The organism is Mesorhizobium sp. M7A.T.Ca.US.000.02.2.1, assembly GCF_003996995.1.
Lineage (GTDB): Bacteria > Pseudomonadota > Alphaproteobacteria > Rhizobiales > Rhizobiaceae > Mesorhizobium.
The window spans coordinates 1-22,067 of sequence record NZ_RZTT01000029.1 but is presented as its reverse complement, the minus strand read 5'-3'; the positions used below and the strand labels follow the sequence as shown (position 1 = coordinate 22,067).

Genomic DNA, 22,067 nt, shown 5'->3' with positions numbered 1-22,067 from the left:
CCTCTCCCTCAACTCGCAAGCTTGTCTCGACTGTGCGGCGACAGCCGCCGGGTGAAGGCTTCCGTCAGTGCGGGCAGGAAGCGGATTGCATCCGTGACGATCCCGAGGTGGGCGAACTCGAAAATCGGCGCGTTCGGATCGGTGTTGATCGCGACGATGAGATCGGCCCCCTCGACCCCAACTCGGTGCTGGATGGCGCCGGAAATTCCGGCCGCGATGTAAAGCTTCGGTCGAATGGTCTTGCCAGTTTGTCCAATCTGTCGATTAGCCGGCATCCAGCCCTTCTGGACCAAGGGGCGCGAACAGCCATGCTCGGCGCCGATCGCTCGGGCAAGATTCTTCACAAGCTGAAGGTTCTCCGCCGCTCCGAGACCGAGGCCTCCCGCAACCACGACATCCGCATAGGCAAGATTTGCCATTGCCGACTGGTTATCCGGTAGGAAGCCGAGGACTTTGGTGACGATATCGTCCTCAACGAGCGACAGCTTGTGCCGCATGACACGCCCGACCGGCTTATCCACCCGTTGCGGCATAGGCATGACCCTTGGTCGCACCGTCGCCATTTGCGGCCGGTAATTTAGTGTATAGATCGTACACAACAATGAGCCACCAAAAGTCGGACGGGTCGCGGCGAGTGAACCGTCGGAATCTACATCAAGTTCGGTGCAGTCGGCCGTGAGCCCCGTCTGCAGGGTCGTCGCTACCGAGCCTGCAAGATCCCTGCCCAGTGTGGTCGCGCCGAGAAGGAGGATTTCGGGTTTATGGGTATTGACCAGATCCGTGAGCGCCTTGGCGAACGGCTCGTTCCGGTAGTCGGCGAGCGGCGGCGCATCGACGATGTAGACAAGATCCGCCCCGTAAGCGAAGGCCTCGGCAGCAGCGTCCTCGACCATCTCGCCCGGCGGTCCCAGCACGACGCCCGCGAGCTGGACTTCAAGCTTGTCGGCCAATTTGCGGCCTTCGCCCAGCAGTTCGAATGATACAGGATGCACATTGCCGCGTTCGAGCTCGAGGAAGACCCACACGTGCCGGTAGTCTTTGAAACGGTCGGGAAGTTCTTTCTTTACACCGGCACGGCCGGGGGCAATGCGAGGGGTAGTTTGGCTTGCGGTCGACATTTTCTGCTCCTGGCCGTCACGTGCCGCTGTTGAAGGCCAGCTCATGTTCCAGCGCCGGCCGGCGGGTTAAGATATCGGCGATGAGTTCATCGGCTATGTCCTGCAAGCCCCTTTCCGCGGTGTCGATCTGCGCCGCGCTTTCTGCCCGTGCGGTGGGGGCGAAAACACGCTTGACGACTGTAGGCGAGCCACGCAGACCGCACCGGGTGAGATCGTCAATGCCGGCGTCGGCTGCAGTCCACTTCACGACTTGGCTGCGCGCCGCGCACAGAGCCTGCTGGAGCGAGCCCCGGCGGATTTCGTTGGTGTCTTCCAGCATGGTAATGAGGCAAGGGAGTCTGCTCTTCAGCAACTGGGTGCCGCCTTCGGCGCGACGCGCGACTTCGATCTCTCGCGTATCGAGATCGATGGAGGCAATCTTCGCGACATAGGTAAGTTGCGATAAATCTAGGCGCTTGGCTATGCCCGGTCCGACCTGGGCGGTATCGCCGTCAATCGTCTGCTTGCCGGTGAAGACGATGTCCGGCCTGCCGAAAGTCTCCCCAATTTTTGCGATTGCTTGCGAAAGAGCAAAGGAAGTCGCCAGCGTATCGGATCCGGCAAAATAGCGGTCCGTCAAGAGAACTGCTCGGTCAGCACCGTAACCGAGCGCCTTTCGCAGCGAGTCCTCCGCCATGGGCGGACCCATTGTGAGCACAGTAACCTCGCCACCATGAACGTCGCGCAGTTTGAGCGCTTCTTCGAGGGCGAACAGGTCGTAAGGATTGATGATGGTCGGAACACCCTGACGCATGATCGTGTTCGTCACCGGGTGCACGCGGATCTGTGCCGAATCCGGCACCTGCTTAATGCAGATTACGATATGCATTGGCGGTTTCTCTAAGCTCCCAGTCCGGATTCGTGCTTGGCGGTTCACCTCATTGCCTGCATCGTTCATGCCAAGTCGTCTTCCTGCCTCTATTCCAGAAGGTGGCTTCGTTTGCTTCCGAGGAGGCGTCATGAGGACTGGATTTGTCGACTTCTCGACATTGTCGCGTCGCAGCCGTGTCGGGCTCATTACTTTCCGAACCGCTTCAGTGCAGAGTCGAGCGGGACGAAGGCGCGGCCAGGTGCGGGACATATGTTTGGATCGTGGTCCCTTAGCACCTTGAACACACGTTGCGTGAGCGGCGAGGAAGTCGCGAAATCTTCGTAGGCGCGTTCCAGCTTGGCGCGCACCCGCGCGGCGATTACCTGGTTAGGCAGACCGGAGAAATCTTCTTCGGCAAGGTATTGGCCCACGCGCTTCATGATATGGAGCCGCGAGACATTCATCACTTTCGGGTCGTAGGAGACGCCAAGGCAGGCGAAGAAGTCCTCCGCGGCCGACAGGCCCTTCAGTCGCGCTAGGATATCGGTGCGATCGATCGGGCGGCTATCAGCGGAGCAGTTCATTGTATTCTCCCGGCGCGTAATTGTGGTGTCGATGCATTGGTGACATTGCTGACGGCGTGCCGACCTCTGGCACGGCGGCTGGGCAAGAGACTTGGCGATCTCAAGCTTTTCTGAAGTGGTGAAGGCGACCCCGAGTTTGACTGCTCTCCATTGCGCAGGGTCGTCACGTTGAGGAAGACCTCACGGCTCGTCGGCTATTGTGCCGCTCGGACCCGGGCCGGAATGAAGCTGTTCCGCACCTCGCCCGCACAGTCCAGCACTGGGAACGGCCCGTAGCTTCTCGGTGATCGCAGGCAGGACCTCAAGCACGCGGTCTACGTCATCTTCGCCGTTGTCACGCGACAAGGAGAAGCGGACTGCCCCACATGCCGCGTTCATAGCGATCAGAACATGGCTCGGTTCCAGTGAGCCAGAGGCACAGGCGGACCCGGCGGAACAGGCGATTCCCAGCCGGCTCAGGACAATTGGAATTGCATCGCCTTCGATACCTTCGAATCCAATGTTTGCAGTGTTTGGCAATCGCTCTTGCGGATCGCCGTTGATGGATGTGTTTGGGATGCGCTGGATGATCCCGTTCTCAAGGCGGTCGCGCAACCATTTTATTCGTTTTGTCTCGTCCATGAATTTCAAGGCGAGTTCGGCCGCCATGCCCAGTCCGACTATGCCGGGTGTGTTTTCAGTGCCTGCACGCCGGTCGCGCTCTTGGTGCCCACCCTTGATCATGGAGGAGAAGCGCACGCCACGTCTTACATAAAGCGCGCCTATCCCCTTTGGACCATGCAGCTTGTGGGCGGAGAGCGACAGCATGTCGATCGCGGTCGATTTCAGCTCAATCGGAAGCCTTCCGACCGCCTGCACTGCATCAGTGTGGAAAAGCGCGCCGACTTCCCTGGCTAGATCGGCAAGCTTAACCACGGGAAAGATCGTACCGGTCTCATTGTTCGCCCACATTATCGAGACGATTGCCACTTGTGGAGTGAGAGCGGTTCTGTAGGCGTCCAGGTCGAGCCGGCCGTGGTGATCGACTGGGATAATGTGCACCTTGACGCCGCGCGTCTTTTCAAGGTGCGCGCACAACTTCAGAACGGCCGGATGTTCAACCGCGGAAGTCACTATTTCCGTTCGGTCGGGCATCACCTCCAGCGCCGAAAGGATGGCTGTACTGTCGCTTTCAGTCCCGCCCGAGGTGAAGATGATCTCGTCCTCGAATCCCGCGCCGATGAGGGCTTGCAACTGTTGCCTCGCCTTTCTCACGGCTTCAGCAACCGATGCGCCATAGGCGTGCATGGACGAATGATTGCCAAATTGCTCCGTAAAGAAAGGCAACATCGCTCCAACGACTGCAGGATCAACCCGCGTCGTTGCGTTGTTGTCGAGATAGACAGGGTTCATGGGAGTGATCCTTCAACTGCTGAAATGATTCAAGGGTAGGCGGGCGGCCATTGAACCTCTGGCGCATATCGTATCTGGTAAGGTGGGCGGCCGGGCGAGCGATGGCTTGGCTGACCGGTCGCTGTCGACATTGCCCTTTGGTGGCGGCATCTGCCGGGAATTCAGCTGTTTCGGGCAATTTTGTTTGCTTGCCCACGGCAACGATCGATGATCGCGATTTGGCGCATCACCGAACGCAATTGTTCCGGGCCGACAGTGCGTGTCGGCCGGTTCCAGAGCGCCGGCGGTTACCGGTTCGACGCAGTATTCCTTGGCGTCGCTATAGTCGAACATAGCCTGTTCCCTAGCAATCATTTGCAGGACTTGCCGCAGCCGCACGTCTCACGCGCATTGGGGTTATCGAAAACAAAGCCGGATGTTTCGAGCCCATTGACGAAGTCCACGGTCATGCCGGCGGCATGGGGTTGGGAGCCTCTATCCATGAACACCTTGAGCCCATCTCGCTCGATGATCGCATCGCCCTCACGTGAGACGCTCTCCAGGCCCATTGAGTATTGGAAGCCGGCGCAGCCGCCGGCATGGACCATGATGCGAAATCCTTCCGCCGGCTCGCTGGCGCGGTAAAGAGCGGCCTTGATGGCGGCAACAGCGTTGTCGGTGAGCGTAATCATGGCTCGATTTCTCCTCGGTCCGACGTTTTCGCGGATCATCTCGCATGGACCGTGCCAAAGGGAAGACGTGTCAAAAACCGTAGGACATCCCGACGTCTCTTATGCTCGATTGCTGGGGAGACGTCCGACAACCGACACTTACTGTCGGATTTGTCGCGTCCGCGTCACAGGAAGGGCGCCTGAGTTCGCGATGCACTCACGCGTAAAGCAATGAACAGAGCCAAAGATGTTCAGAGCTTGCCGCGGAGCAACTGGCACGATTTTTGTGAAGCCTTCGTTGCGGCGGCAAAATTGCCGGCCGATTCACCTTTGGGTTGCCCTCGCAATCGAAGAACGAAGGAGAGCAATATGATCCATCAGACCCGCCTTGAGTGGGAAAGCAGCACCGCCGGTGGTACCCGAATGCTCGATCGGCCGATTGGCGCCGACCACCCAACAATCGCTCTCTACCGGCGATTGGCCGCTGACCGCCCGGAGACAGGATTCGACTGGCATGTGCCTGACGATCGATCGCGTCCGCCGTGCACACCCCTGAGGCCCGTTTTTCGATCGATCGTCAAAAGAAGAACGGGGCAGGGGTAAAAACATGGATCAGCGCAAGAAGCGGTCGCCCAACGAAATCCGGCGTGCGTGGGAAGTCTGTCCGAACATTCCCGCGCGTGATTTCGCAGCCCAATTGGCCATTTCGGAAGCGGAACTGGTCGCGGCCCATTGCGGTTTCGGCGCGGCACGCATCGACCCGCGCGTCAATCACGTTCTGACGGGCCTCGAATTCGTGGGCGAAGTGACGGCGCTGACCCGCAATCAAGGTGCCGTGCACGAAAAGATTGGCGTCTTCAACAGAGTGATAACCGGCAACAATCACGCCATGGTCCTTGGTGACGAATTCGACCTTCGCGTCTTCCCGCAAGCTTGGAGGTATGGTTTCGCTGTTGAAAGGCGCCATCGCGGCGGAATCCAGCGCAGTTTGCAATTCTTCGACGCCACCGGCGCAGCAGTGCATAAGGTGCATCTCAGGCCGGTCTCCAACCTTCATGCCTATCGAAAGCTGGTGGCCGAGCTCGTATCCGCCAACCAGGAGCCGACCATGTCGCTTAAGGCGAGAGTAGCCGACCTGGGCGCGAGGACTGCGGACTGGGCCGGCACGGTGGACGACCTACGCGAGCACTGGAGCCGGCTGACTGACGTCAACCTTCTAAAGACGCTCAAGCTCAGCCGCTGCCAGGCTTTGCGCATGGTCGGCCAGGATTACGCTTGGCTGCTCGACAATGCCGCAGTTGGCGCCGTGCTCCAGCGTGCGGCCGAAGACGAATTGCCGATCATGTGCTTCGTCGGCAACCGAGGTTCTATCCAGACCCATTCCGGCTTAATCAAGTCGGTCAAGCAGATCGGGCCGTGCATCCATGTGCTGGACGAAATGTTCCGGCTGCATCTCAGGACCCACCAAATCCGTGAGGTTTGGGCCGTGCGCAAGCCGACCAATGACAGTCACGTCACCTCGCTCGAAGCATATGGGTCCGACGGCAAGATCATCATCCAGTTGTTCGGTGCGCGCAAGGAAGGCGAACGCGAGCGCGACGACTGGCGGGTTCTGGCGGAAAACCTGCCTCGTTTCCCCGACAGCTACATGAGAAAAGACCGATCGTCGTCGGTGGGACGCCGGCGCCCATCTGCCTCCGCAGCCAGTAGCCGGGCATTGAAGCCGAGACCGGGGACACGATGACGCAATAAGCGCGCTGTATTATCGCAACGCGATGAGCAGGAAGCAATTTGGCGCTGCCCCATCGACCGCATGGTTACGACGAAGCCGCGGCCTTTGGGCCGAGCTCAGAGGTGGCAATAGCGTGAACGCCGCCGACCGTCACTCCCCACCAGGCGGTCAGGTTTTGCGGTTCGGGCCGAGCAAAAATACTGTCAAGACAGCGAGGAACGTGGCAACCGCGCTGTAGACAAAGACACTGGCAATACCCGTGTGATCCACCAATAGGCCACCGAAAGTTGTGCCGGCTGCGATGGCCACTTGGAAGGTTATGACCATCAGTACACCAGCGCTCTCGGCCTGTTTCGGAGCGGCGCGTAGCACCATCCATGTCTGCAATCCGACCGGGACCGCGCCAAAAGCAAAGCCCCATACGGCAACTGCAATTGCCGAGGTCAAGGCCGATGCTCCCATGGTCAGGAGCGAGACAGCGGCTACGGCAATGAGCAGGGGCGGCAGGGCCGCGACCGCCTTGAGACTGTGTTTGGTGAGGAATGCGCCGGCTAAATTGCCGAAGACGCCGGCCGTGCCAAAAGCAAGGAACACGAGCGGGATTGACTTCTTTTCGAGCGCAGGAACGCTCTCGAGAAAGGCGCGGATGTAGGCGAAGCTGGCAAAATGGCCGGAAGCGACCAATAGCACGACTAGCACCGCAACCTTCATCGCCGGATTCTTCGCGACATCCAGCGGGCTGCGGAATCTGCGCACTTCGATCGGAGGCAGTGGCGGAATGGTTACGAGTTGCACGAGCAGCGCAACGGCACTCACGATTGCGGCGACCTTGAACGAGGCTCGCCATCCCCAAATGTCACCGACATAAGCGCCGATTGGAGCCGCGCAGACGGAGGCGACAGAAACGCCGGTGAGGATGATCGACATGGCGCGCGGCATGAGGTGACTTGGAACCAGCCGCATCGCCAACGCTGCCGAAATAGACCAAAAACCACCAAGCGATATGCCAAGGACGACGCGTGCCGCCAGCAAAACCGGCAGCGACCCCGCAACCTCTGCCAGAACGTTCGACAGGATCAGCAGGAGCGTCATCGCCCAGATGACGACCCTGCGGTCCAGACGCTTTGTCACCATGGCGATTATCGGTGCCGAGATCGCCGCGACGATTGCGGTCGCTGTTAGCGCCTGTCCAGCCGTGCCCGTGGTGATACGGAGATCATGCGCGAGCGGTGTCAGAACGCTGGCGGGCAGAAACTCTGCCGTCACAAGCCCGAAGGTGCCGAAGGAAAGCGAAATGATGGCACCCCATGCAGGGCCAGAACGTTGATATGGACTTTCTGGGTCAAGCCGATCTCGGTCGAACAAAGCCGCGTCCACTAAATCTGTCGCCGATTCGGTCATGAATGAGTTCTCCGGCTAGGAGCTGTTGCAGCAGGGGTGGCTACATCGCCGGGGATCAAAGCCGCGAGACCTTCCGGCGGCGGCCAGTCGGCATCAGTCGAGGCCTCGGCGCCCGACGCATCCGAGGCCTCATCGGAGGGCCGACGGACCCAACCGTCGACAATGCGGGAGAGTTCTCGGCGCGGTCGCATCGATCGCATTCGTGAAGTGCGGTCTGTTCACTGCGAACCAAGCAAGCCGAACGCGGTGTCCTCGATCGAGGCCTTGATGGGGGGATGATCGACGATCTCTATATTGCTTTGAAGCAGGAAGTTCCGTCGCCATATGTGGTTATCCTGGCAGCCAGAATTGAGCGGTTGTCGCAAGCACCAAGGCGGTCGCAATGAGTGCAACGAGGCGGAAGTCTGATGGATGGCTGCGGTTCGATGGCCGCGCGATCGACAAAATTGAGGTGATGAGTTATCCCTTTTGAAGCCGTTGCTCCCAATTCTGGGATAAGGTAATTGCAGGCGGTCCCAGCAACGTCGGGCGGCCTTTTTGGTGATCGAATTCATGGGACGACACTCTCGGTCCGTGACGCATCTGCGAATGACTGCGCAAGTTCCGTGCCATCAACGACAAATCTGGCTCTGCTGAGCGGGTGGTGGAGGCACGAGCGTGGGCTATCCCAAGAGCTTGCCGCAAGGTTGTTCGAAGTTGAGGTGCCGGATAGACCGCAAATATGTCGGGCGGCCTGGGGTTGGCCAACACGAAGATGCGCAAGTTCAAAAGGACGAGCTGAACCCTTGCCGATATCCGTCCGAGGCTGATCTGGAGAAGGTCAAGAACTGCGTCTTGAAGGCTTCCGCCGCACCGGCAAATGCGAAGCCAAGGTGCTGGGCAAGATGGACAGGGCCATCCAACCCGTCGACTGGACGCTCATTAATGGCGTCGGTGTGGCTCTGTAGCTGGCGAGAAAAACGCCCTGCTGAAAGACAAAAGCTCGTGTGGCCGGCTCTGAAGGACGGCCAATGAGGCAGGCGAGGAGAGGCTATAGTCCATTCGTGTAGGCTGATCTTGTCCCACGGAGGCGGCTAACCACCCCGCCAGACATCATCGAGGGGAGCGCCACTAGGCTCACCCCAAGTGTTGGTCGTTTCCACCTGGTGACCTCGGCCAAGTCACCAAGCCGCTTAGCGCAAGCTTTCGAACTGGATGCTCCCCGGGCACATGATCGGCTAGCGATCCCACCAGTTGAGTTGCTCCAAGTCGGTGTCTAGCTTTCTACATTCTGTGTCCGACGCTGGACAAGAATGTTGCAATCCCGACCAGTAAGTCAGCACAGGCGCCACCTGTTGCCCAGCAAAACGGCAAGGATTATCGAAAGACGAATTCGGCACGGAGCTTGCACCAACGATTGCATGCAAATGCCGACAGCATCTCATGAACGGTCTCTCGATTCTGGCGCGGTTAAATCGCGGCCGGTTCCAGATCATGTCCCGCCCGAAATGGTGAGGGACTTCAACCTGTTTACGTCGCCCGGCATGTTGCCGACGGCTAACGGGGATCCGCATGCCGCGGTTGCTTGCGTTCATGCCGGGCCTCCGATCTTTTATTCAACCAGCAACACGCGCGACGGTCGGGGTACCTGGGTCATCACTCGCGCGAGCGACCAGCGCCGGGTGCTGCAGGACACCGAAACGTTTTCCAGCCATCGCAGCATCTTCGCCTCTGTGCTCGGCGAGAGCTGGCCGATGATCCCGCTTGAGCTCGATCCGCCATTCCACGGTGTTTTTCGCTCACTGCTCAATCCGCTGCTTTCGCCAAAGCGGGTAATGGCATTGGAGCCGGCTGTCCGGGAACGAGCGATCAAGCTGATCGACAGGATCGCCGCATCAGGCACGAGCTGCGACATCATGAAGGATTTTGCAGTTCCGTTCGCGGTCAATATCTTCCTTCGCTTTATTGGGCTTTCGGACGACGGACTAGAAACATTTGTCGGCTGGGCTAGAGATCTGCTCCACGGCGATAAGGAGCAACGACCACCCGCAGCCCGGGCGATCGTGGCCTTCATCGACGAACTTGCCACCGAGCGCCGCAAGGAGCCGGTCGATGATTTCATGACCTTCATCGTGAAGGCAAAGGTCGAGGGTCGTCTGCTCAGTGACGAAGAAGTCCGTGGCATCGGCGTGCTTGTGTTCGTCGCGGGACTCGACACGGTCTCAGCAGCCATATGCTTCGACTTGGCCCATCTCGCGCGCAACCCCAAAGATCAGGAATTGCTACGAAGCGAACCTGACCGGATTGCCGTCGCTGCGGAAGAATTGCTGCGCGCCTATTCGACCATTCAGATGATCCGAGTGGCAACGAAGGATGTCGACTTCAAAGGCGCGCCGATCCGCAAGGGAGATTATGTTTCCTGTGCCACGATGATTGCCAATCGTGACCCGGCGGAATTCGAATGCCCGAATGAGATCGATCTGGCGCGCGAGGACAACCGGCACGCTGCCTTTGGCTATGGTCCCCATCGTTGTCTTGGCTCACACCTTGCCCGGCGGGAGATTGTCATTGGCCTGGAGGAGTGGCTGGCGCGCATCCCAGCCTTTCGGATCAAGACAGGGACTGAACCTATCACCTTCGGCGGCCATGTGTTCGGGATCGAGAATCTGATCCTGGACTGGTCCTGAAGTTTCAGCCAACGACATTGGAGTTCGCTATGCGTGTCGTCGTACATAAAGCCAGATGCCAGGGTCATGCGCGCTGCTGGGCGCGGGCGCCGAGAGTCTTCAAGCTTGATGACGCCGGCTACATCTTGCCCGGTGATATTGATGTTGCCGATGGGGAGCAACTGCTTGCCTCAAAAGGGGTACGAGCCTGCCCCGAACAAGCTCTGGAAGTTGACGAGCCCCCCGCTAACTCAGTTGTAGAGAGAGACACACGCAAAGTGCAGACTGGCATCGGGAAGGACAAAACAATCATACAATTCGCGACAGACCCTGTCGACCACGCGAAAATTACCGAACTGCGTGACCGAGAGGCGATCCGCAACTGCCTGTATCGGTACTGCCGCGGGATAGACCGCGCCGATGAGGCGGCGCTGCGTAGCGCATACTGGCCCGAAGCGTATGACAGGCACGGTCCCTATTGCGGACCGGCAGAGGACTTCATCCAATTTGCTCTCGGTCTGCCGGGGCACCGTAACATCCATCAAATCACGAACAGCCTGATCGACTTCATCAGTTCAGCAGAGGCCGCGGTCGAGAGCTATTTCACCGCGCTGCAACGCGGACCGGATACAGACCAAGAAATACGTCAGACGCTGCTTTGCGGCCGTTACTGCGATCTGTTTCAGAAGAGGCAGGACGAGTGGCGAATTGCGGAACGGACAGTCGTCTACGATTGGGTTGAGGAGCAAATCCCGCCAGCGATTCTTGAGGCAGATAGGTTCGGCCAGCGACAGCCGATTGGAGCACCACATCCAGACGATCCCATCTACCAGTTGCTCAAGGGTCACATCCCCACCGACCAAGATGGCGTCGAGGGTCCCCAACTGGGAGCTGCATAAGTGGGTAGAAATGGAGGATGAGCGCCCTACGGGAACGACATCTGTGTGGGGCCGCAACTGGCGGTCACTGCAACGATTTGGCTCGGCCCTTCATTCCGCCCAAGGTTGATGGGCTGAGATCACAAGCGGTCATCGTGGAGAAGCTCTCGTGAAACTGGCAGCACGCACCGTAATCATCACAGGCGCTGCGGGCGGGATCGGCCGTGCCCTGGTCGATATCCTTGCCGCGGACGGAGACACTGTAGTTGCGGTGGACCTTCCGGGCAGTGGTGTGGTTGAACTGGCTCGGGATCTCGGGTCGCCGCACGTCGGTCTGGAGTGCGATGTGTCGCGAGAGAAGGACATGCTCTCACTTTTCGGCCAGGTCGAAGCACGCTTCGCGCAAATCGATGTCCTCATCAACAATGCGGCGGTTGGACCCACGATGGATAGGATCATCGACACCGCTGTCGATACCTTCCGACGCGGCGTGACAGTGAACCTTATTGGGCCATTCGTTATGGCCAGGGAAGCGGCGCGGCGCATGAAGCCGGGCGGTGCGATCGTCAATGTGGCTTCGATGGCGGGCGTGGTCGGCAATCCCAGGCGCAACGCCTACGCAGCCTCGAAAGCTGGCGTGATCTCGTTGACAAAGTCCCTTGCATGCGAGTGGGCTATGCGAGGAATCCGCGTCACGGCGGTGGCGCCGGGCTCCGTCCGCACCCCAATGGTCACAGAACTGGCACGCGCTGGCAAAATGGACCTCGCGGCGATACGCCGCCGCGTGCCGATGGGGCGCTTGGCTCGCCCCGACGAGATCGCCAGGGTCGTGCGTTTTCTGAGCAGCACGCAGGCGCGCTACATCACCGGCTCGGTGCTGGCAGTCGACGGAGGCTGGATGTCATTCAACCAGCCGGGGGATGCTCACCCGCCGGTGGATGGTGCGCTCCAAGCCGAGCTCTCCTGTCCGGCCGAATGCACAGATGCGCGAATCGTGCTCGTCACCGGTGGCGCAAAAAGCATTGGCGCGGCCGTCGCTCGCCGCTTTGCCGCGAACGGCGACACCGTCGTGATTGCTGATAAAGATGGCACTGCAGCGGCAGAGCTGGCTACATCGCTCCCCGGCAAGCATCTGGCGAAATCGCTGGACGTGGCCGTCGAGAGCGATGTGGTGTCGATGTTCGAAGAACTGAGGGGACGCTTCGGGTATATCGATGTTCTGGTCAATAGTGCTGATACCGCCGACAGGATTGTGCCTGCGATCGAGCAACTGTCGAAACAGCTCGAACACGTCCTGGATGTCAACCTTACCGGCGCCTTCACCTGCGCGCGCGAAGCGATCAAGGCTATGCGCCCGGGCGGCGTGATCCTCAATCTCGGGTCGATCGACAGCTTTCTGCCGTTCGCGCCGCGCCATGCCTACGGCGCCTCCAAGGCGGGGATGGATATGCTGACCCGTTGCATGGCGGCCGAACTCGGGCCGGTCGGAATTCGGACAGCCACCGTCGCTCCTGGCCACATCCGCACGCCCGCACTTGCTCAGTTGGCCAAAGCCGGCCGCATCGACCTGACAGCAATCGGACGACGCATCCCCATGGGCAGGATGGGACGGCCAGAAGACGTCGCAGATGCATCGTTCTTCCTTGCTTCGTCTGACGCCTCATACATCAACGGCTCGATCCTCTACGTGGACGGCGGCTGGACCTCGTTCGGTGATGCGGGAAACGCCAGCGAGCTCTATGACGAATGTTTTGCGGAGGCGGCAGGTTAATTGCCAGGCCTTCGCAGGGCGACCGGCCGAGCATTATGAAGCCTCGGCTCCACGACGCACCTGAGGTGCTTGAGATCCAAGCATGCGCATGCCGAGCACATTCCCGGTCGGCTGACGTGTCTATAACGAGGAGAAATCATGGAATTTGCCACTTTCATTCTGGCCGCCCAGCGTGGCTATCACCAATCCTCAGAAAGCGTCATCCGCAACTCCATCGAACAGGCCGTCGCTTCGGAGCAGGCTGGGTTCAACACCGCGTGGTTTGCTGAGCACCACTTCAACAATTACAGCCTCATACCATCCCCGCTGATGATGGTGGCGCACTGCGCCGGCTTGACAAGCACGATTCGCCTGGGCACTGCCGTCTGCGTGCTGCCGCTTTACCAACCGCAGCGCCTGCTGTCCGAGATCGGCTTCGCCGACATCGTTGCGAACGGCCGTCTCGAGCTCGGCGTAGGCTTGGGATACCAGCAGTTCGAGTTCGAACGGTTCGGCGTGGACATCGATGAGGCGCCGGCCGTCTTTTCGGAATACCTGGACATCATTCTCAAGGGCCTCAACCAAAACGTCTTCGAACACGACGGCCAATATGAGAAGATCCCCCCAACAGCGATTTCGGTCCGCACAGTCCAGCAGCCGACGCCGCCTATCTGGATCGCTGGCGGAGCCGCACGGATGGCTCGGGCCTACCGCGAGGGGCACAATTTTTTTGTCACAGCCTTCCACGACGGCTTAGAGACTTTGACCACACTGCGTGAATCAGTCGAGAGGGCGGCGGCATCCGAGGAAAAGAACGTCACCGACGTCAAGATATCGCTGCTGCGCTGCTGCTATGCCAGCCACGACGAGTTGGAGATCAACAGCTATCTCGACAATGCCCGCTTCCAGCGCCGGCTTTCTGAAGCCCTGCATCAGCGCCGCCAACAGAGCCACGATGGCTACCTGCTGCAGGAGACACCGACCCAGCAGGATCTGTCCTTCGAGACCATGCGCAAAAATTTGCCGATTGGCAGCGTAAATCGCGTGATTGATCGCCTGCTGGAAGAGATCGATATCTTGAAACCGGACCAGATCGCAGTTCAGACTCAATTGGGCGACTTCGACCAAAAGACGATGCTGCGCCAGATCGAGCTCTGGGGCGACAAGATCATCCCTGCGGTCAACAAGGCGCTTTGTCATGCCGGAAGCTGAAGCCGGCCGTTACGATGATGGCTGCCTATCCAGCGCGCAATGGCGTGGGTCCGAGCTAGGGAGGAGCTTCGATCAGCATGTGCTGCCCTGCGTACATTCACGTTCGCTTGAGGAGGTCCAGGCGGGCGAGGTGTTGGCGACGGAGGGGACAGGCCTTTCGTCTGTCGAATTGCGTGATGTCTTGGCCGCAACTTTCCCGTCTACCTCCAGCAGCGTATTCGCTTTGGAGGAGTTGAGCGAGCCCGAGCCGGAACTGGAAGAGGAACTGCTACGCCGGCTGCTGCTAGCGCATGCTGCGCCGGCCGACCCGGCGAGCGCCCGCTTGGCCAAGATCATCGCCCGGCGTGCGATGCGCATGGACCATCTTTGGCGGGATCTTGGCCTCTCAAATCGCGCTGAGCTCAGCCGCCTGCTTGCCAGACATTTTCCCGCGCTGGCGGCAGGCAACACAGAAAACATGAAATGGAAAAAGTACTTTTACCGCAAGCTGTGTGAGGCCGAAGGCTTTTCGTCATGCACAGCACCCAGTTGCGGGGAATGCCATGACTTCGAAAGCTGCTTCGGCCCGGAGGAAGTTGAGAGTTGCCTCTCGCCGACCACGAATGTCGGTTAGTCACTTCGCTTGATCGCAGCTGCGGACAAACGCTTATCGCGGCGCCGTCGTATGGAGGAAGGGATGTTCATCGCCTCGCGATATTTGGTGACGGTACGGCGAGCGACATCGATGCCGGTCTCCTTGAGTTGAGCAACGATGTCTTCGTCGGAATGTACCTTGTCGAGCGATTCTTCGGCTATGATTGCCTTGATCCGATGGCGGACAGCTTTGGCGGAGTGCGCATCGCCGCCCTCGCAGGATGCGATTGGCGCAGCGAAAAAATACTTCAGCTCGAACACCCCGCGCGGAGTTAACATGTACCTGTTCGAAGCCACCCGGCTTACCGTCGACTGGTGCATGCCGATCTCGTCAGCGACATTTTTGAGACAGAGAGGCCGCAGATGGGCGGCGCCGTGTGTAAAAAAGGCATCCTGCTGGCGCACGATTTCGGTCGCAACCTTAAGGATCGTCTTAGCGCGCTGCTTGAGACTGCTGATCAGCCAGTTCCCTGTTTCCTGGCAATGGTCGAGAAACGCTTTGCCTTCCGGATTTTGCTTGGTCAGCTGCGAGATTTCGGCGACATAGGTTTGGTTAATCAACACTTTGGGCAGCGTGGCCGGATCAAGCTCCACCCGCCATCCACCTTCGGACGAGGGCATTACCCAGACGTCCGGTACGATGGTTTCCGGCGTCCCGGACTGGAACCGGTCTCCAGGCTTGGGATCGAGCGCGCGGATTTCGTTCCTCATGTCGAGGAGATCCTCCTCGTCGACTCCGCAACGCTGCTTCAATCCCTGAAAATCCCCCCGTGCAAGCATCTCGAGATTGGCGACCAAAGCTGCCATAGCCGGGTCGAACCGGTCTTGCTGGCGCAGCTGAATCTCCAGGCATTCGCTGAGAGTTCGCGCAAAAATGCCCGGCGGATCAAATTGCTGCAAGATTCCGATGACCCGTTCCACATCAGCTTGCCGAACGTTTAACCTACTGGCCAGATCGAAAAGGTTTACCTGAAGATAGCCAGTGTCCTCCAGATGAGCGGCGAGCTGTCCGGCAATCAGCCGCTCCTGGGGGGTGAACGGGGTGAGGGCGACCTGGCGGGCGACATGGTCGTGCAATGTTTCGGTGTGGGCGGTAAACTCCTCGACGGCAGGTCGATCGTTGCCGCTACTGCGTTGCGACTTCCATTGCCCGCGCCCGCCAGACGGCCCGCCAATGGGCGATTCGCCGATTTCGCTTCTGCTTTGACTGCTCCGCTGATCCACCCCTGGCAGCGGCGAATCGTCGTCAAACGGGTCAGGCTTCAAAACGGGGTTCTTCTCGAGTGCCTGCTGCACGAGCTGATGGAGTTCAGTATGCGTCAATCGCAGCAAGCGAATAGCTTCAATGGCTTGAGGCGATAAGACCATACGTTGCTTCTGGCGTTGAAGCAGGCTTGCTGAGAGATGCATGTTGAACCGTGATCTGCCGAGGAGGCTCTAGTGTGTGCTTGGGTTGTGTGAGACTTTCCACTTCTGGGTCATGCCGCCGCCTTCAATTTGTCGAGAACGTTTTGCGGGGATGAAACGCCATAGGGGTCCGTCTCGCAGTTGTCACAGAAGCCTTCCTCCTCGAACCACTGCTCCACCACGCCATCGTCGATCAGAGCGGCGTATCGCCAGGAGCGCATGCCAAAGCCCAGATTGTCCTTCGCGACCAGCATGCCCATTTTGCGCGTGAACTCGCCCGACCCGTCTGGGATCAGCTCGATCTTCTGCAGCCCCAAGGACTTTCCCCACGCATTCATGACGAAAGCATCGTTGACCGAGACGCAGTAGATCGCGTCAATTCGCAGTTCCAGAAATTGATCATAGAGTTTTTCGAAATCGGGCAGTTGGAAGGTCGAGCAGGTCGGGGTGAAGGCGCCAGGCAGCGAGAACAGGATGATGCGCTTGCCCCCGAAATAATCGTCGGAGGTCTTGTTCTCCCACCGATAAGGATTTGGCCCCCCGATCGACTCATCGCGAACACGCGTGCGAAAGGTCACGAGAGGAACGTTCTTTCTATAGGTCATTGATTTGCTTCCAGGCCAAAGTGGTACGGTGCATTTTTCGGTTAAACTGAAGCGGCATCGACTTCGGTCGACAGTTCCGGCAGCCTCGCGCCTTGGCGTGGTTGCCTCGGACCGGTCTTGTGCAAGACCGCCCCCGAGCAGGCACGTTCAACGGCGACGAGCTTCCGCGGAGACGGGGAATTTTGCTCGCGTGCTTTATCGAGCTTTGAGAGGTAGGCATGGTCTGCAACCGTGATTTTGACTGCGTTCTATCGACCGAGTCGCAAGCGCCATGCCAATTGACCCGATGCCTTGGGTTCACTTCGGTTTTTGCAGCAACTTTCGTGTTGTGCAGTAATGCCGGTCGATATTATTGCTCAAGCAGCACTGGAAATTGGGTGCGACTCCGTTCGGCAAACCCGGCCTTTGTCCGAAGCCGGACACGAATGTCGGAAATAGCCAAACGCCAGGATCTGGGGCGGGTTAAGAAACGTTACCGTGGGCACCGGCTTCAGCACAATTGCGCCACGCGAGCATGGCTCCCAGCGTCAATGCCGTGCAGCAGCGAGACGAAGTCACTGCAGAATATCAACCTCTGCGAAGTCGTTGAAACCCAGCATGTGCGAGCCGTTCGAGGCGCAGATCAAGGCATGCTCGAGGAAGAGCTCGTGCTCTCGGCAGCAAGTGTTGCGACGTCTGACAAGGATCGTCGCGCTTCAAGGAAAAGAACCTGAATGGTGCACGGCTTGTGAAGGCCGGCGCATGGAAATGGCTGGGCTGATCATCCTCCATGAGGGTTGAATGAAGAGCTGGCCCCTATCTCCCTCAGCTGCAACGGGGGGAGATAGGGCATGTCCGTCTATCGCGCTGGGTAACATTCCTCGGTGATGCAATAAGGGGGAGCAATTTCTCATTTCGGCAGACACGACCCAGCTCTCCTTTCATGCGCTGATTCCCCCAGGGGAAATCGCGACTCCAGGCTTCCTATGCAGCGAATCGCGGTGCTGTCCGATGTCCGACAATGTCGGATGCGGATCGTAGCTGGGCTAGATCCGTCACTTTGCCTCGATGGTTTCCCACTGGCCTCATATCTGCTTCGCCCAAATGCGGCGACATAACCTGTGCGGCATCTGTGAATGGATCGACTTCAATCCAGACCTCGGAGGTCCCGATGCGCGAAGGGAGCTTGCCGATATGACGGCCACCATAGCGAACCACGGTCCGGACGACGAGGGGACTTGGATCGGCGGGCCTGCGGCGCTGGGACACCACCGCCTGGCAATCATCGATATCCAGGGCGGCCGCCAGCCGAGGATGCTCCAGGAGGATGGCCGACCTGACTTGGTGCTCGTCTACTCGGGTGAGACTTACAACTACCGCGAGCTGCGTCAACAGCTGGCCGGCCTAGTCCATCGCATGAACACGAGCAGTGACACCGAGGTGGTGCTGCACCGCCCCCGCGAGTAGGGCTCTTCGGCGGGTACACTTTTTTCACGAAATCCGTGAATGTTTCTCGCGACATCATCCCGCAATCGGTGGTGCAGCGGGTGAAGAGCCCGTATCCGGCTATCCAGAATGCCGCCTACGACAAGATACTACGTACGCGATTCACTGTGATGCTGGACGACCTAGTGCCGGCAGCGGCACCGCTGTTGTCCGTCGACAGGTCCCGCGCTTGCTCGGTGCGACCAACAACCTTAAGCGCTAGGGCGTAACCTGACCCTGCAAGATCTCCTCACCGACTATAAGGTGCGCCTCACGATCTGAGACGATGGGACAGGATGGCTAAGGAGGTGCGCCGTCTTGCATGCCCCGCCAGCGAGGCGAACCCTCTTGGCTACGCGCGCCACCAGCGACGCTCCATATCGTCAGGCCTGCGTCTCATGCTCAGATGAGCCGGTATTTGGCTCTCTCATCAGCAAACCGAGAGAGCCCATGCCAAGACGGAAGCAAGCAAGACGAACGAGCGTCAGAGATATCCTGCGCCTGACCCATAAACAGGGCAGTCCGGTGGGCCAGGTGGCAGAGCAACTGAGGTTCGGCAAGACTTCGGCTTCCACCTATCTGCGGGCGCTGGAGACGGGCTGTCGTGCAGGCCCTGCATGCGGCTTTGAGGACGATGCGATGTTGAAACACCGTCTGTTGGGCCGAATCGGCCGTCGGCCACACGTTGGGTCGTCATCAGGTTCTCGACAGCTTCCCGGTGTCAAATCCAAACCGTGGTCGGCGATCCCCACCAGGGTGGGAAGGCAGCGCTGATATAGCCGAACGTCGATCAAGTCACGATCAACGATTGCCTCATGTCACATGCCCTGCGGGACTGAAAAACGGAGAAGAACATGTGCGATGCAAAACTGAAGACCGTGCTTTCGCTTTTTTCGCCGGTGGCCAGCAAATTAGATGCTCTCTCGTCCAACGGACCAGCGACGGATGCAAATTGCGTTAAGCTAAATACGAACGAGAACCCGTTTCCGTTGCCGAAGAGCGTAATGCAAAGTGCAATTGCTGCGATCGAACACCAGTATCTTTATCCGGAAGACGACAATCTCAGCTTAAGGGCAGCTGCCTCCGATGCTTACGGATTTTCCAAAGATCAGGTGATTGCCGGCAACGGTTCGTCGGAGCTGCTCGGACTCATCTACAGAGCTTTCCTCGCCCCAGGAGATAGAGTGGCAATGCTGTCGCCCGGATTTTCGTTCAACCGTAAACTTGCCATGTTGCAGGGTGCCGAGTTTCTCGAAATCGCATCGAGCGAAGCTCATCCCCTGCCGATAGAAAAACTGCTGTCCGGCCCTGCAAAAGACGCGAAGTTCATTCTGTTGGCTAATCCGAACAATCCGACCGGAACATTCGTGCCGGTGGCCGAAATCGAACGCCTTGTGGAGCAAGCAGATCGCTTGATCGTCTTGGATGAGGCCTACGTTGACTTCGCACCCGACCATGCCCTGCGCCTCGTCAATAGACATCCGAATCTTTTGATCTTGAGGACTTTTTCAAAGAGCTATGCTGCTGCTGGCGTGCGAGTCGGCTTCGGTTTCGGTCACCCAGAAATCATTGGCAGGCTGCGCAACATCCAGAATGTCTTCAACATGAACGTGATCGGGCAGGCGGTCGGGAAAAGCATTCTTGCGCATCGCCACGCCTACGAAGAGAACCACAGGCACATCAAGCATGAACGACAGCGAGTGACCCTGGCGCTGTTGCAACTTGGCTTTTCCGTAACACCCTCCCACGCAAACTTTTTGCTGGCCCGTGTGCCAGCGGGACAGGAGGGCTCATGCTGGCAAGCCGCGTTGAAAGAGCAGGCGATCCTCATCGCCAGCTTTCCTGACGTAGATTTGAAGAACTGTATTCGCGTCAGCATTGGCACCACAGAGCAGATGGACAAATTCCTTGCTGCCGCCAAACGCGTCTGTATGAGCTTTAAGAAGAATCGCGGTGTGCTCAAGCATGAAGTCAATTCACATTAAGCATCAAGTAATGATATGTCTGAGCTATGATGGTTAGCGAATAAATATAGGTAATTTGGAGAACAATTAATTGAAGAAAATTTCCGCTTCGGGCCTGACCTTCGGCATCTTCGATCATCTGGACGAAAACGGCGATGACATCGCACAGCAATATGCAGATCGGCTGAGCCTAGCAGAAGCGTGCGATGGCTTTGGCTTTTATGCGTATCATCTCGCCGAGCACCACTGTACCCCGCATGGCAGAGGTCCATCACCGAATATGTTCTTAGCGAGCGTCGCCCAGCGAACCCGCAGTCTTCGTGTTGGTCCCATGGTAATGCTACTTGCGCTCTATCATCCGCTGCGTGCCTTCGAGGAGATCTGCATGCTTGATCAGTTGAGCGGCGGCAGGCTTGAACTCGGCATAGGGCGCGGCTCTGCTCCCACTGAATTGGGATACTTCGGGGTTGCTGTAGAAGCAGCACCAGAACAGTATGCGGAGGCCAGTGAGATTCTCATCAATGCGATGAAAGGCGGGACGCTTTCTTATCAGGGCCGCCACTTTGAGTTGAAAGATGTTCCGCTGACGTTGAGACCTCACCAATATCCCCATCCGCCGACATGGATCGCCACCAATCGACCCGAGCCGGCTAGCTGGGCCGCTGCGAATGGGGCAAACATCGCCTGCGTCGGACCCTCCACTTCTGTTCGCAGCGTTACCGACGCGTTCCGCGCCGCCCGAATTCACGATGCTGACATTGGCCAGCAAGCGCCATTTCTTGGATTGCTCCGAATGGTGGTGATAGGGCCTTCTGAAACAGATGCGTATTTGCTCGCAGCACCTGCCTATGAACGATGGCTCAATAGCTTCAAATTTCTATACGAACTAAATGCCATTTCCACTCCACCAAACTTGCCTTTGAACTTCGATGCAGCAATTGAAAGTGAATTGTGCGTCGTGGGAACGGCAGATTCTGTCCGAAAAGCTCTCCTTGATCAGCTGGAAGAGGCAGGTGCTAATTATCTTCTGTGTCAACTGGCATTTGGAGATTTGCCGCTGGATGCCTCACTATACACCGCATCGGCCATTCGATCCGAAATCATGGCTCGAGTTGCCGCATCGTGAATCCGTCGTGTGATTGGAGGAGCAGCGGCAGCGCTGCTCCTCATTGCGAAACGGTTGTGGGGGCCGGACTCCTGTGTCAGGTGTAAACCATTGGAGCACGTCCTATCTGATCCAGGTCATATCCTGCGGCTTTGAAGTAGTTGGCACATTCGGCTGGGGTGAAGAGGTCGACGACCGCGCCGAGGCGTCCTGACCTTGCCCCTCTGATCTAATCCGGTTTGAAGTTCGTTCTGGCCCATCCAGAGGACCAGGACATGAAACGCAGCCGCTTCTCTGAAGAGCAGATCATCGGAATTTTGAAGAAACACGAGGCCGGGGTATCGGTTGGCGATCTGTGCCGCAAGCACGGGGTCAGCGACGCCTCGATCTACAATTGGAAGGCCCGCTTCGGCGGATGGATGTCACCGAGGCTCGGCGACCTGAAGGCGCTGGAGGACGAGAACACGCGCCTGAAGCGGCTTTTGGCCGACGCCATGCTCGACAATGCCGCGTTGAAGGACCTTGTGGGAAAGAAATGGTGACGCCCGCCGCCAAGCGGAAAGCTGTCGCTCGCCTGAAGGAAGGCTTCGGGATGAGCGAACGGCGGGCGTGTAAAGCCATCGGCTGTTGCCGCATGACGGTTCGCTACCAGACCAGCAGGCCGGACGACCGGGAGG

General features: G+C 58.6%; 17 protein-coding genes and 3 pseudogenes. 11 read left to right on the top strand and 9 right to left on the bottom strand.

Annotated features, from left to right (window positions below):
• Positions 1-8: 8 nt before the first annotated feature.
• The 6 genes from EOD15_RS04905 to EOD15_RS04880 all read right to left on the bottom strand — a co-directional run bounded on the left by EOD15_RS04905 (position 9) and on the right by EOD15_RS04880 (position 4,615).
• Entirely contained in the window at positions 9-1,118 is a 1,110-nt protein-coding gene (locus EOD15_RS04905) for an electron transfer flavoprotein subunit alpha/FixB family protein (RefSeq protein ID WP_127318069.1), read from the bottom strand.
• A gap of 16 nt (positions 1,119-1,134) precedes the next feature.
• A complete protein-coding gene (locus EOD15_RS04900) occupies positions 1,135-1,986 on the bottom strand; it encodes an electron transfer flavoprotein subunit beta/FixA family protein (protein ID WP_127318067.1) in 852 nt (283 codons plus the stop codon).
• 188 nt (positions 1,987-2,174) lie between these two features.
• Positions 2,175-2,552, bottom strand: coding sequence for a nitrogenase stabilizing/protective protein NifW (gene nifW / locus EOD15_RS04895; RefSeq protein WP_024505239.1), 378 nt, complete (start codon positions 2,550-2,552; stop codon positions 2,175-2,177).
• A gap of 180 nt (positions 2,553-2,732) precedes the next feature.
• Complete coding sequence (gene nifS, locus EOD15_RS04890) at positions 2,733-3,944, bottom strand: cysteine desulfurase NifS (RefSeq protein ID WP_126063817.1); 1,212 nt, start codon at positions 3,942-3,944, stop codon at positions 2,733-2,735.
• A 12-nt stretch (positions 3,945-3,956) separates the two neighbouring features.
• Positions 3,957-4,277, bottom strand: coding sequence for a hypothetical protein (locus EOD15_RS04885; RefSeq protein ID WP_127318065.1), 321 nt, complete (start codon positions 4,275-4,277; stop codon positions 3,957-3,959).
• 17 nt (positions 4,278-4,294) lie between these two features.
• Positions 4,295-4,615 (bottom strand): iron-sulfur cluster assembly accessory protein, encoded by a 321-nt coding sequence (locus EOD15_RS04880; RefSeq protein WP_127318079.1) that lies wholly within the window; start codon positions 4,613-4,615, stop codon positions 4,295-4,297.
• A 586-nt stretch (positions 4,616-5,201) separates the two neighbouring features.
• Between EOD15_RS04880 and EOD15_RS04875 the strand changes: the two are divergent.
• Positions 5,202-6,233: pseudogene (locus EOD15_RS04875) on the top strand (ChuX/HutX family heme-like substrate-binding protein); the annotation flags it as partial.
• A gap of 261 nt (positions 6,234-6,494) precedes the next feature.
• Here the strand turns inward: EOD15_RS04875 and EOD15_RS04870 are convergent.
• Complete coding sequence (locus tag EOD15_RS04870; protein ID WP_127318061.1) at positions 6,495-7,727, bottom strand: MFS transporter; 1,233 nt, start codon at positions 7,725-7,727, stop codon at positions 6,495-6,497.
• Positions 7,728-9,214: 1,487 nt separating this feature from the next.
• Between EOD15_RS04870 and EOD15_RS04865 the strand changes: the two genes are divergently transcribed.
• The 6 genes and pseudogenes from EOD15_RS04865 (at position 9,215) to EOD15_RS04845 (ending at position 14,825) form a co-directional block, all read left to right on the top strand.
• Positions 9,215-10,393, top strand: a complete 1,179-nt coding sequence (locus EOD15_RS04865; protein WP_024505246.1) for a cytochrome P450 — start codon at positions 9,215-9,217, stop codon at positions 10,391-10,393.
• A 29-nt stretch (positions 10,394-10,422) separates the two neighbouring features.
• A pseudogene (locus EOD15_RS36570) lies at positions 10,423-10,545 on the top strand (ferredoxin); the annotation flags it as partial.
• 138 nt (positions 10,546-10,683) lie between these two features.
• Positions 10,684-11,271, top strand: a complete 588-nt coding sequence (locus EOD15_RS04860; protein WP_245463580.1) for a nuclear transport factor 2 family protein — start codon at positions 10,684-10,686, stop codon at positions 11,269-11,271.
• Positions 11,272-11,419: 148 nt separating this feature from the next.
• Entirely contained in the window at positions 11,420-13,021 is a 1,602-nt protein-coding gene (locus EOD15_RS04855) for an SDR family oxidoreductase (RefSeq protein WP_063169384.1), read from the top strand.
• A 138-nt stretch (positions 13,022-13,159) separates the two neighbouring features.
• A complete protein-coding gene (locus EOD15_RS04850) occupies positions 13,160-14,212 on the top strand; it encodes an LLM class flavin-dependent oxidoreductase (protein WP_024505249.1) in 1,053 nt (350 codons plus the stop codon).
• Entirely contained in the window at positions 14,199-14,825 is a 627-nt protein-coding gene (locus tag EOD15_RS04845; protein WP_024505250.1) for a nitrogen fixation protein NifQ, read from the top strand. The genes EOD15_RS04850 and EOD15_RS04845 overlap by 14 nt, the downstream gene beginning before the upstream one ends.
• Here EOD15_RS04845 and rpoN read toward each other — a convergent pair.
• Together rpoN and EOD15_RS04835 are read right to left on the bottom strand one after the other, a co-directional pair.
• The gene (gene rpoN, locus EOD15_RS04840) at positions 14,822-16,255 is read right to left on the bottom strand and encodes an RNA polymerase factor sigma-54 (protein WP_127318057.1); all 1,434 of its coding nucleotides are present in this window, start codon (positions 16,253-16,255) and stop codon (positions 14,822-14,824) included. The two genes, EOD15_RS04845 and rpoN, sit on opposite strands and share 4 nt — an antisense overlap.
• Positions 16,256-16,323: 68 nt before the next feature.
• Positions 16,324-16,857 (bottom strand): peroxiredoxin, encoded by a 534-nt coding sequence (locus EOD15_RS04835; RefSeq protein ID WP_024505252.1) that lies wholly within the window; start codon positions 16,855-16,857, stop codon positions 16,324-16,326.
• 1,173 nt (positions 16,858-18,030) lie between these two features.
• Between EOD15_RS04835 and EOD15_RS04830 the strand changes: the two genes are divergently transcribed.
• The 4 genes and pseudogenes from EOD15_RS04830 to EOD15_RS04815 form a co-directional block, all read left to right on the top strand.
• Entirely contained in the window at positions 18,031-18,303 is a 273-nt protein-coding gene (locus tag EOD15_RS04830) for a hypothetical protein (protein ID WP_206523012.1), read from the top strand.
• A gap of 872 nt (positions 18,304-19,175) precedes the next feature.
• Complete coding sequence (hisC, locus tag EOD15_RS04825; RefSeq protein WP_127318055.1) at positions 19,176-20,306, top strand: histidinol-phosphate transaminase; 1,131 nt, start codon at positions 19,176-19,178, stop codon at positions 20,304-20,306.
• A 70-nt stretch (positions 20,307-20,376) separates the two neighbouring features.
• Positions 20,377-21,411, top strand: coding sequence for an LLM class flavin-dependent oxidoreductase (locus tag EOD15_RS04820; RefSeq protein ID WP_127408329.1), 1,035 nt, complete (start codon positions 20,377-20,379; stop codon positions 21,409-21,411).
• A 254-nt stretch (positions 21,412-21,665) separates the two neighbouring features.
• A pseudogene (locus tag EOD15_RS04815) lies at positions 21,666-22,067 on the top strand (transposase); the annotation flags it as partial.